General features: G+C 65.2%; 9 protein-coding genes, 1 tRNA gene and 1 pseudogene. 10 read left to right on the forward strand and 1 reads right to left on the reverse strand.

Annotated elements, in window-relative coordinates; genetic code table 11:
- The first annotated feature begins 169 nt into the window (after positions 1–169).
- From gyrB to BLQ73_RS20975, 4 genes are all read left to right on the forward strand, one after another.
- A complete protein-coding gene (gyrB, locus tag BLQ73_RS20960) occupies positions 170–2,113 on the forward strand; it encodes a DNA topoisomerase (ATP-hydrolyzing) subunit B (protein WP_093172467.1) in 1,944 nt (647 codons plus the stop codon).
- Positions 2,114–2,170: 57 nt separating this feature from the next.
- Positions 2,171–4,687 carry a DNA gyrase subunit A gene (gyrA, locus tag BLQ73_RS20965; protein WP_093172469.1) on the forward strand — a complete coding sequence of 839 codons (2,517 nt, stop codon included), beginning with the start codon at positions 2,171–2,173 and terminating at the stop codon, positions 4,685–4,687.
- A gap of 764 nt (positions 4,688–5,451) precedes the next feature.
- Complete coding sequence (locus BLQ73_RS35045; RefSeq protein ID WP_093172549.1) at positions 5,452–5,922, forward strand: DUF3566 domain-containing protein; 471 nt, start codon at positions 5,452–5,454, stop codon at positions 5,920–5,922.
- A 269-nt stretch (positions 5,923–6,191) separates the two neighbouring features.
- A tRNA-Ile gene (locus BLQ73_RS20975) sits at positions 6,192–6,265 on the forward strand.
- 31 nt (positions 6,266–6,296) lie between these two features.
- Here BLQ73_RS20975 and BLQ73_RS20980 read toward each other — a convergent pair.
- Entirely contained in the window at positions 6,297–6,497 is a 201-nt protein-coding gene (locus tag BLQ73_RS20980) for a hypothetical protein (protein WP_093172471.1), read from the reverse strand.
- Between the two features lie 248 nt (positions 6,498–6,745).
- Between BLQ73_RS20980 and BLQ73_RS34185 the strand changes: the two are divergent.
- From BLQ73_RS34185 to fabI, 6 genes and pseudogenes are all read left to right on the forward strand, one after another.
- Positions 6,746–6,859 (forward strand): annotated as a pseudogene (locus BLQ73_RS34185) (IS5/IS1182 family transposase); the annotation flags it as partial.
- An 807-nt stretch (positions 6,860–7,666) separates the two neighbouring features.
- A complete protein-coding gene (locus BLQ73_RS20990) occupies positions 7,667–7,948 on the forward strand; it encodes a response regulator transcription factor (RefSeq protein ID WP_093172551.1) in 282 nt (93 codons plus the stop codon).
- Between the two features lie 444 nt (positions 7,949–8,392).
- Entirely contained in the window at positions 8,393–9,124 is a 732-nt protein-coding gene (locus tag BLQ73_RS20995) for a Phenylacetic acid catabolic protein (protein WP_093172475.1), read from the forward strand.
- A 3-nt stretch (positions 9,125–9,127) separates the two neighbouring features.
- Entirely contained in the window at positions 9,128–10,291 is a 1,164-nt protein-coding gene (locus tag BLQ73_RS21000; protein ID WP_093172477.1) for a radical SAM family protein, read from the forward strand.
- Positions 10,282–10,527 carry an acyl carrier protein gene (locus BLQ73_RS21005; RefSeq protein WP_093172479.1) on the forward strand — a complete coding sequence of 82 codons (246 nt, stop codon included), beginning with the start codon at positions 10,282–10,284 and terminating at the stop codon, positions 10,525–10,527. The genes BLQ73_RS21000 and BLQ73_RS21005 overlap by 10 nt, the downstream gene beginning before the upstream one ends.
- 32 nt (positions 10,528–10,559) lie before the next feature.
- Complete coding sequence (gene fabI / locus BLQ73_RS21010) at positions 10,560–11,375, forward strand: enoyl-ACP reductase FabI (RefSeq protein WP_093172481.1); 816 nt, start codon at positions 10,560–10,562, stop codon at positions 11,373–11,375.
- Positions 11,376–11,391 lie beyond the last annotated feature (16 nt).

Raw genomic sequence — 11,391 nt, forward strand, 5'->3', positions numbered from 1 at the left:
TAGAATGAATCTGGATTCCGGACACGTCCACTTGCGTGTCACCCCCGGCGTGTGAGCCGAACTCCCCCGGGTGATCGCAGCAGGGCATTCACGACGGTGACGGGCATGGTAGGGGCAATGCGTGGAAACGTGTGCCCCGCCGCGTGTCCGCGGCAGGAGGATTTCGCACTTGTCCTACGACGCTAGCTCTATCACCGTCCTTGAAGGACTCGAGGCGGTTCGTAAGCGCCCTGGTATGTACATCGGTTCCACGGGCGAACGCGGTCTCCACCACCTCGTCTACGAGGTTGTGGACAACTCGGTCGACGAGGCCCTGGCGGGCTACTGCGACACCATCGAGGTCACGCTTCTGGCGGACAACGGCGTGCGCGTCGTCGACAACGGGCGGGGCATCCCGGTCGGCATCGTGCCGGCCGAGGGGCGTCCGGCGGTCGAGGTCGTGCTCACGGTGCTCCACGCGGGCGGCAAGTTCGACAGCAAGTCCTACGCCGTCTCCGGTGGTCTCCACGGCGTGGGCGTCTCGGTCGTCAACGCGCTGTCCACCACCCTTGAGGTGGAGATCCGCACCGACGGGCATTACTGGCGCCAGTCCTACGACCACTCCAGGCCGACCGGCCCGCTCCTCAAGGGCGAGTCCACCAGCGAAACCGGCACGTCGATCACGTTCTGGGCCGACGGCACCATCTTCGAGACCACCACGTGGAACTTCGAGACGCTGTCCCGCAGGTTCCAGGAGATGGCGTTCCTCAACAAGGGCCTGACGATCAGGCTGCGCGACGAGCGGCCGGACCACGTCAACGGCGAACCGAACGTGGTGACTTACTACTACGAGGGCGGCATTTCCGACTTCGTCACCCACATCAACTCGAAGAAGGAGCCCGTCCACGCCTCCGTCATCGACTTCGAGGCGCAGGGCGAGGGCATCGCCGTTGAGATCGCCATGCAGTGGAACGGCTCATACTCCGAGTCGGTCTACACCTTCGCCAACACGATCAACACGGCGGAGGGCGGCACCCACGAGGAGGGGTTCCGCGCGGCGCTGACCTCGATCGTCAACCGCTACGCCCGCGAGCAGAAGTTCCTCAAGGAGGGCAAGGACGACAACCTGGCGGGTGAGGACATCCGCGAGGGGCTTACCGCCATCATCTCGGTCAAGCTCGCCGACCCGCAGTTCGAGGGCCAGACGAAGACCAAACTCGGCAACACCGAGGCCAAGTCGTTCGTGCAGAAGGCGTGCAACGACCACCTGCGCGACTGGTTCGAGCGCAACCCCGGCGAGGCCAAGGAGATCATCAGCAAGGCCCTCCAGGCGTCGCGGGCCCGCATCGCGGCACGCCAGGCACGCGACCTGACCCGCCGCAAGTCGCTGCTGGAGTCCGGCAGCGGCCTGCCGGGCAAGCTGGCCGACTGCCAGTGGAGCGACCCGGAGAAGTGCGAGCTCTACATCGTCGAGGGTGACTCGGCGGGCGGCTCCGCCAAGGGCGGCCGCGACTCGCGTTTTCAGGCGATCCTTCCGATCCGCGGCAAGATCCTCAATGTGGAGAAGGCCAGGATCGACAAGGTCCTGCAGAACACCGAGGTCCAGGCGCTGATCACGGCCATGGGCACGGGTGTGCACGACGAGTTCGACATCACCAAGCTCCGCTATCACAAGATCATCCTGATGGCCGACGCCGACGTCGACGGCCAGCACATCACCACGCTGCTGCTGACGCTGCTGTTCCGCTTCATGCGCCCGCTCATCGAGGCCGGCCACGTCTACCTGTCCCAGCCTCCCCTCTACAAGATCAAGTGGGACCGCAAGGGAGAGGACGCGAGCTACGCCTACTCCGATCGCGAACGCGACGCGATCATCAAGGCGGGCATCGAGGGCGGCAAGCCCGACCCTCGCCCCCGCGACAACGTGCAGCGCTTCAAGGGTCTCGGCGAGATGAACGCCGGGCAGCTCTGGGACACCACCATGAACCCCGACACCCGGCTCCTGCTGCAGGTGACCCTCGACGACGCGGCACAGGCCGACGAAATGTTCAGCGTTCTCATGGGAGAGGACGTCGAAGCGCGCAGGGCGTTCATCATCAGAAACGCGCGGGATGTCCGCTTCCTCGACGTGTAGCGGTAGCCGTACTCGCCCACAGCGTGCTGACTCAAGCGTGAAAAGGAACTCACACCCGTGACGGAAGTCAACACTCCGCCTGGTCCGCCGACCGACCGCATCGAACCGCGGGACATCCAGTCCGAGATGCAGCGCAGCTACATGGACTACGCGATGTCCGTCATCGTGTCCCGTGCGCTGCCCGACGTGCGTGACGGCCTCAAACCCGTCCACAGGCGCGTGCTCTACGCGATGTACGACGGGGGCTACCGTCCCGACCGCGGCTACTTCAAGTGCTCGCGTGTCGTGGGAGACGTCATGGGGTCCTACCACCCCCACGGCGACGCGCCGATCTACGACTCGCTGGTACGGCTGGCGCAGCCGTGGTCGCTGCGCTACCCGCTGGTCGACGGCCAGGGCAACTTCGGCTCGCCCGGCAACGACCCGCCGGCGGCCATGCGTTACACCGAGTCGAAGCTCGCGGTCATCGCCATGGAGATGCTGCGCGACATCGACAAGGACACCGTCGACTTCCAGCCGAACTACGACGGACGCTCCCAGGAGCCCGTGGTCCTGCCGGCGAGGTTCCCCAACCTCCTGGTCAACGGGTCGGGCGGCATCGCGGTCGGCATGGCCACCAACATCCCGCCGCACAACCTGCGCGAGGTGGCCGAAGGCGTCAAATGGGCACTGGAGAACCCCGAAGCGTCCGACGAGGAGACGCTTGAGGCGATGATCGCGCGCGTCAAGGGGCCGGACTTCCCGACCCGCGCGCTGATCGTCGGACGGCGGGGCATCGAGGACGCCTACCGCACCGGCCGCGGCTCGATCACCATGCGGGCCGTCGTCGAGGTCGAGGAGGACTCCAAGGGCCGCCAGTGCCTGGTCGTGACGGAGCTTCCTTACCAGGTCAACCCGGACAATCTCGCCCTGAAGATCGCCGAGCTCGTCAAGGTCGGCAAGGTCACCGGCATCGCCGACGTCCGCGACGAGAGCTCCTCCCGCGCCGGCCAGCGCCTCGTCATCGTGCTCAAACGCGACGCCGTGGCCAAGGTCGTCCTCAACAACCTCTACAAGCACACGCAGCTCCAGGACACCTTCGGCGCCAACATGCTGGCCCTGGTCGACGGCGTGCCGCGCACCCTCCGCCTCGACCAGTTCGTGCGCCACTACGTGGCCCACCAGATCGAGGTCGTCGTACGGCGCACCCGCTACCTGTTGCGCAAGGCCCAGGAGCGGGCTCACATCCTGAGCGGCCTGCTGCGGGCCTTGGAGCGCCTGGACGACGTCATCGCGCTCATCCGCGCCTCCGAGTCCGCCGCCGCCGCCCAGCAGGGCCTCATGGGGCTGCTGGAGATCGACGAGGTGCAGGCCCAGGCCATCCTGGACATGCAGCTCCGCAAGCTCGCCGCCCTGGAGCGCCAGCAGATCCAGGATGAGCACGACGCGCTCATGGCCCAGATCGCCGACTACCAGGACATCCTCTCCTCCGAGCCGCGCCAGCGGCAGATCGTCGGCGACGAGCTGTCCGAGATGGTGGCCAAGTTCGGGGACGACCGCCGTACGGAGATCATCGCCTACGACGGCGACATGTCGATCGAGGACCTCATCGCCGAAGAGGAGATGGTCGTCACGATCACCCGCGGAGGCTACACCAAGCGCACCCGGACCGACCTCTACCGCGCCCAGAAGCGCGGCGGCAAGGGCGTGCGCGGGGCGCAGCTCCGGCAGGACGACATCGTCGACCACTTCTTCGTCACCACGACCCACCACTGGCTGCTGTTCTTCACGAACAAGGGCCGGGTCTACCGCGTGAAGGCATACGAGCTCCCCGACTCCGGGCGCGACGCGCGCGGGCAGCACCTGGCCAACCTGCTCGCCATGCAGCCCGACGAGACGGTCATGGAGGTTCTGGACCTTCGGGACTACCAGGTCGCTCCGTACCTCGTGCTCGCGACCCGCAGCGGCCTGGTGAAGAAGACGGCGCTGTCGGAGTACGACTCGCCTCGGTCGGGCGGCCTCATCGCGATCAACCTCCGCGAGGACGACGAGGTCATCGCCGCCAGGCTGGTGTCCGAGCACGACGACCTGCTCCTGGTGTCCAAGGGCGCCCAGTCGATCCGCTTCACCGCCTCCGACGAGGCCCTTCGTCCCATGGGACGGGCCACAAGCGGTGTCATCGGCATGCGTTTCGTGGAGGGCGACGAACTGCTCGCCATGAACCGCATGGCCGACGGCGACGACGTGCTCGTCGCCACGGAAGGCGGGTATGCCAAGCGGACCCCCGCAGAGCAGTACCCTGTCCAAGGACGAGGCGGCAAGGGCGTGCTCACCGCCAAGATCGTAAGCGCTCGTGGCAAGCTGGTCGGGGCCGTCATGGTCAGGCCGGAGGACGAGATCTTCGCGATCACGTCGGCCGGAGGGGTGATCCGCACCAGCGCGGGAGAGATCAAGCAGTCCGGTCGCCAGACCATGGGCGTCCGCCTGATGAATCTCGCGGAAGGCGACAGCGTGGTGGCCCTCGCCCGAAACGCCGACTCTCTGGAAACCTCAGAGGCGTTGGAGGCCGAGGAATCGGGGGAGAATAGGGCATGAGTCCGCGGGCCACATCCGGGGGCGACACCTCCAACCCCCCGAGACGACCGGCCTCCACAAGGTCGCCCTCGCGTGACCATGTGACCGACAAGAAGAACAAGAATGCGGAAGATGAGGTCGTCGAGGTGGTCGACTCCCCTGGAAGTGGCAGCGCCAAGCCTCAAAAGCCCGACACTCCGGTGAGCGGTGAGCCCAAGGGGGGCAAGAAGCCGGGCGGAGACAACGACCAGGGTGACCCGACGGTCAGGGTGCGTCCGTCCGCCTCGTCCACCGACCCTTGGGGCGGTGGCGGCGGCGCGAGCGCGCCCACCGCACAGCATCCCCGCCCCGGCCAGGGTGGTTCCCGGCCCGCGGCCTCGGGCCGTCCCGCCCAGGGCTCCGGCGGCGCGGCGGGCCGCCCCGCGGCGAGCGGTCCCGGCGGACCGGGCGGCGCAAGTGGATCAGGCGGGCCCGGCGGGCCGGGTGGATCAGGCGGGCCCGGCGGCGGCTCCAGGCCCACCCAGGGCGCGGGCTCGGGCGCTTCCGGCGCCCGGGGCGGCTCCGGCTCCGGGGCTTCCGCCTCCGGGCGTCCCGGCGCGTCCTCGGGCCCCGCGGCCCGCGGTGCCGGCGGCTCGTCCGGAGGAGCGGGTTCCGCGGGCGGCGCCTCGGCGGGTGGCGGCCGACCGGCCTCCGGTGGCCGTCCGGCCCCCGGCGCGCGCGGCGGCGACGGCCCCTCGGCCGCTCCTGGCAGCGAGCGCGCCTGGTCGTCCGACGCCACCTCCACCATTGACCCCGTTTCCGACCTGCCTCTTATCGCCACCGACGACTCCAAGAAGTCGGGTTCGTCGAAGGGCAAGGGCAAGGGCGGCGGCCGAAACCCCCGCAAGGCCCACCTGGTCCTACGGCGCATCGAGCCGTGGTCGGCCATGAAGTTCAGCTTTGTGGTCTCCTTGGTGTGCTTTGTCGTGCTTTTCGTGGCCGTCGCCGTCCTCTATGTGATTCTTTCGACGGTTGGCGTCTTTGACTCGATCGTTCAGACGGTCAACGACCTCACCATGGCCGACGGCAAGAAGACAGTCGGCAGCATCGACATCGCCAGTTGGTTCGAACCCGTCCGCATCCTTGGCTATACCGCCCTCATCGGAGCGGTCAACGTCGTTTTGATCACCGCCCTGGCCACGCTCGGGTCCGTGATTTACAACCTCGCCTCCGACCTTGTCGGCGGCATTGAGGTCACCTTTAGCGAAGCTGAATAGGCTCTGAACAAGGCCCCAAGCCCCCCGTGAAGCGGGCTTGGGGCCTTTGCATGCCCCCATGGGGTGGATGTGGCCCCTGCGGCACGGCACAGGCCCGCTCAGCCCCGCCGCGCCCCGCCGTACGGCATAGGCCCGGCGGGCTCATGCCGTACACCCCGAACCGGGCGGCACATGGCGCCGACAGGTCCCACGACGCGGTAAGCTTTTCCTCGATGCCAAGCGGTTCGCCTCCAGCTCATGGATGCGGTACGGTTCGGGTCAAGCAATGCGGGGCTATAGCTCAGACGGTTAGAGCGCTTCCCTGATAAGGAAGAGGTCCCAGGTTCAAGTCCTGGTAGCCCCACCCGGTTTCCCCAGCTCAACAGCCGCTTCTCCTAGTCGGAGAGGCGGCTTTTCGCATTTCTGGGAGAGAACTGGGAGACGATCAAGGGGTTCGTGCCCTCCCGGTGCGGCTCCAGGAGGGCGTCCAGGATCGGGACAGGCGGCCTCGGTCCGGCCGCGAACCGGTCCCGCAGCGCGGCGTGTCGCAGCCCCTCCAGTGGCGGCGCGTTCAAGGCGGGGATCTGGACGCTCAACCCCCATGAAGATCATCTTCTGCCATGGTGAACCCTCCGGGCGCTGCTGAGGGCGTCTCCCCTCGGCTCTCGATCCGCGAAGTCGGGGAAGAGTTGCGGTCGCGTCTGGCGTGCGGAATCACGTGGCGCCGCTGCGTAAAAGCGAATCGACGTTCTTGAGAAGACGTTCTTGAGAAGCTGACCCTGATCCACCCCGAGCTGGCTGGCACGCAGTGCCGCGTGGGGGCATAGAGTCGCCACAGGGTGGCGCCGGCCGGCCATGCTACTCCGGCAAGCGCTGGCGGCACGGCATGAACATCCAGGTTGTAGCGGCTCCCGGCGGGACTCCGCTGTGGACCTCGGGCTCCCTGCGGGGCGCGGTGCGCGGCAGAATGAAAAACTCGATGCCTCGCTCGCCATAATCCGAGCAGCACTTGTCTAATAGTGTCGCAGGAATGGTCCGATGTTCACTCTGGAGGAAGGTTTCAATACTCAGCGTGACGGTCTGGTGGTCGGCCGTATTATGCGTTTGGTGCATCGGCTCGCGTGCTGTTCGAAGACGGGCTACGCTCTTGATCTTCGCCTATTGAAGCGATCCTTTCGTCCTGCTAACGTCATCTTGTTCGATTGCTGCTGTAGTGACTGGAAGTCAGCAAGTCTGTCGGCCCAAGAGATCTCTTGGGAAGACGGTGTAGTGGTGTAGGCCGTATGGCATGTGCAACCGTTAAGGTGTGACGCCTCAGCTTCCTGCTCCATAACGGTCGGACCTGCCTAGTGTCGTCGACGCCCTGTGCGGGGCGCCCGGCATATATCGCCAGGTCCGTATGCGTGGAGTGATTCTCCGTGCGATATCCGTTGAAACACGATGTGAGTTAAGGGTGGCGCCGTCCGTCACTTAAGCGCGACTGCTCAATATCTTGCCGGACTGTCAATGGCGATCGTCCTGAATTGGAATCGCACAGTGCTCGATTGCCGACACTGACCGGATCTCGGCAGAGCAGCGTCAAGAGTGCTGTCGACCTCTTCGACCATTGTTCTGAAAATGTGTGATGGCTGCCCTCACTGAAGCCTTGACGGCCGTTTTGCCGGTCGGGGCACCGGGACGTTCCCGCTCGCGTGGGGACGGCATTTTGTACGCCGAGTTGTATGACTTGCAAGCCCGTGTCCACTCGTGATCTGAGGTGGTTACCATGTCCGAGACACCCGAGACAGACGCCATACTCTTGGCCTCGACGAGGATTCCCGATCTCAGGGATCGGGAGATAGATGTCTTGAAGCATCTGCTGTTGGGTCATTCTAATCGGCAGATCGCGTCCCGCCTCGGTATTTCAGAGTTCACTGTGAAAGTCCACGTCGGAAACGCTCTCAAGAAACTCGATCTGGAGTCGAGGCTACAGTTGGGGATAGCCGCATACATTCATCTGACCGGCTGCAAGTGTTTGGAGTCCCGTCTGCTGTCGTCGACGGCCTGAGAATCGCCCGCGTATGATGCGCGCTGTGTCGAGCCCTGCCCGGATGATCACAGCGTGGCGTGGCCTTACGGCGTTGGCTGCTCGCCTGAGCTCGCACGGGCCGACAGGCGACTCTCCCGGGGCCGCGTGGTGCTCCTCGTTCGCTGGACTCATGCAGATGTGAGCACGGGCGAGCCCCTGATCGGTGAGTCCCCGGGGATCCGCCGTGGAGAGTCCGATCTCGACTGCCTGCGCCGATCTCTCTTGTGGCCGTCTCGGTGGCCGTCTCGCCACTCGAGGCGGAGTCGGATTCCGTGGTAGTTCAAAAGTCTGATTGTGCCCCTCTTTTGGGTGTGGAGATGATGGGGTTCGAGGAACCGCGTGGATTATTAGTTTGCCGCCGATTTCATCAGGACGGCTCATCTTTCATGGGTGTGTGAACCGCCGGCTGGACAGGATGGTGTCATGAAAGTGAAAGTTCTCGATGACGAGTTCATCGTTGTGCGAACTCCGGAGGAATTCCATCGCGCGCCGGACGACTATCAAAAGGTCTTGATCAGCCAGGTGATGATCAACACCGAGGGCGAGCTGTCCGGCGGCGACGACTACACCATGATGTTCCTCCCCATGGCGCCGAACGCGGAGGAGCGCCAGGTCTGTGCCGAGCGTGCGGCGGAGGAGTACGACCACTACAAGATCGGTAAGAGGGTGCTCGCCGACCTGGGCGTCGACACGACCTACATGGAGACGCAATCCATGGAGGACCGCAACTTGTTCGCAGATCAGGGGTTGCACACCTGTACGACCTGGGCTGAGCGCGGCATCTACTCCTATATAGGTGAGGAGGCAGCACTGTTGATGATTCGCGAGTTTGCCGAAAGCAGCTACAAACCGTGGGCGGAAGCGGTGCGCACCATCATCCTCGACGAGAAGGTGCACATTGCCCATGGTGCCAGGGTGTGCAGGAATCTCGCCGCCAGCCAGGAGGGTCGGGAGCAGCTGCAGGCCGGGCTCGATCGGCTGTGGCCCACCTTCGTCGGGGTCTTCGGCAACCAGCGTTCCAAGCGGGCGCAGCTCGCGATCAGGTATGGCTTGCGCAAGACCACTAACGCTGAGGCATATAACCAGTGGTTGAAGACTGTTTCACGCCGCATCGCCAATCTTGGGCTGCGGATCCCCGGCCCTGAGGCCGTCTGAGCCATGGCCACGACGGCGGTTCACCTCAACCCACCCGAGCCGGCTCGCCGGCAATCCAAGGCCCAGTTGCGGGAACTGCTCGCTGCTCGGCCTGACCTCGCCGCACGAGTTCAGGTGATCCGCGACGTCGGCCGCCGGGTCCGCGCGTGCGAGGTTCACTTGACCACCACGTGCAACATCCGATGTAAGGGGTGCTGGTACTTCGAGGGCGGCTTCGACGCCGCCGTCCCTGAGACATCGGACCTCGGGCTGATCAGGGACTTCGTCGAGAAACTCTATGCCTCCGGGGTGACTCAGGCGACGCTCATCGGCGGAGAGCCGACTCTCGTGCTGAACCGGGTAAAGCCGTTTGTGGAGCGGCTGCCCTACATCACGATCTCCACGAACGGGCTGCGCCCTCTTCCACGTGAGGGCTTCGAGAACGTCGCCGTCGCGATCAGTCTCTTCGGAGGTGGCCCGCTCGACGACGATCTGCGGGCCCACCGTCCCAACGGCTCGACGTTCACCGGACTCTTCCAGAAGGCGCTTCAGCACTACCGGGACGATCCGCGTGTCACCTTCGTTTTCGCGCTCTCTGAGGAAGGCCTGCAGTACGTCGAGCCGACAGTGCGCGCGATCGAGGACAACGGCAACCAGGTCACGTTCAACTTCTACAGCGCGCACGGTACCGACAATCCGCTTCGCATCGAGAACGAGCAGCGGACTCTGGCCGAGGCACTCAGGGTGAAGGAAATGTTCCCGGAGACCGTGGTCTCCCATCCCTACTTCATTGAGGCCCTCATCACCGGCCGGACCCATTGGGGCGGCAGATTCGGATACGACGTCTGTCCGAGCATCAGCGTCGAGCTCCCTGAGCACGGTCAGCGGATGCTCAACGGCCATCCCGTCATCGATGGATTCGCGGTTTACGGGGCCGACTACAAGACGCTGCAGTTCTGCTGCACCTCCGGAGACTGCGGTGGCTGCCGCGACAGTCAGGCTGTCTACACCTGGCTGGTCGTCAGCATGAATCGCTTCCTCAACAGTGGGGAGCGGCTGGAGACATGGATCGAGCTGGCCGAGGCCTACTGGCGGCAGTGGTTCTGGTCGCAGCGTCATTCACCGAACTTCGCCCGCCGTTCCGCCCCGCGTCGTCTGAGTGAAAGGCAAACAGAGACATGTCCTTGATCGCGGCCACTGTTCTGGACTTCATCTGCAAGGAACTCAAGGACCTCGGCGTCGAGGACGAACTCCTCACCGGGACTGCGAGGTTCGACGAACTCGACATCGACTCGCTCGATGTCGCGGACCTGATGACGGCGGTGAAACGGGACTTCGGCGTGATCATCCCGCGCAGAGACCTGGTCGGCATCACGCTGGGCGATCTGGCTGAGCGCATCGTCTCTGATCAGTCCGCGAAGTAGCCGTCACCCGAAAGCTCTCACGGAGACCCTAGGTGCTCGGATTGTTCACCGGCAGGAAGTACCTCGTTACGGGTGTGCTCAACCTGGAGTCCATCGCCTGGCACGTCGCCGCCGCACTTCAGAAAGAAGGCGCGCAGGTCGTCTTGACCTCCTACGGCCGCGCTCTTCGGATCGCTCGTAAGGCAGCCGAGCTCTTGCCGTCGCCGGTCGACGTGCTCGAGCTGGACGTGACCGATGAAACGAGCATCCGATCGATCGGGGCGGAGGCCGAAGGCTGGGACCGGCTCGACGGTGTACTCCACAGCATCGCCTACGCACCGGCTGACGCGCTGGGCTCCCGCTTCCTGACCACTCCCGTCTCTAGCGCGTTGGAGGGCTTTCACGCCTCGGCCTGCTCGCTTCAGCAACTGGCGCACGCACTCGCACCCGCACTCTCGCGGGCCAGGAACGGCGGCTCGATCGTGGGGATGACCGTCGACACGAGCCGAGCCCTACCCGGCTACGACTGGATGGGCGTCTACAAGACGGCGATGGAGTCGATCGCGCGATACCTGGCCTTGTACCTCGGCCCGTCAGGCATCCGGGTCAACCTGGTGGCCGCCGGACCGGTGGAGACCGTATCTGCTCGCGGTGTGAGCAACTTCGGCGAGCTGGCCGACCACTACGAACGCTGGGCCCCTCTGGGTTGGGATCGCACCGACCCGACACGGGTGACCGGTGCGGTGCTGTTCCTCCTATCCGACCTGGCCAGGTACACGACCGGGGAGGTCCTGCACGCCGACGGCGGAATGCACGCGGTGGTCGGAGGCATCGGGCCCCTGGACGATTCGGCCACAGCCGCGCAGTGAATCCGAGAGTGGGCCG

The sequence above is a fragment of the Sinosporangium album genome, from assembly GCF_900100605.1.
Classification (GTDB): domain Bacteria; phylum Actinomycetota; class Actinomycetes; order Streptosporangiales; family Streptosporangiaceae; genus Sinosporangium; species Sinosporangium album.

Excerpts from the sequence above, each read along its gene's own strand:
- BLQ73_RS20990 (WP_093172551.1), top strand. The coding sequence starts at position 7,667 with ATGTCCGAGACACCCGAGACAGACGCCATACTCTTGGCCTCGACGAGG.
- BLQ73_RS20995 (WP_093172475.1), top strand. The coding sequence starts at position 8,393 with ATGAAAGTGAAAGTTCTCGATGACGAGTTCATCGTTGTGCGAACTCCG.
- BLQ73_RS21000 (WP_093172477.1), top strand. The coding sequence starts at position 9,128 with ATGGCCACGACGGCGGTTCACCTCAACCCACCCGAGCCGGCTCGCCGG.
- BLQ73_RS21005 (WP_093172479.1), top strand. The coding sequence starts at position 10,282 with ATGTCCTTGATCGCGGCCACTGTTCTGGACTTCATCTGCAAGGAACTC.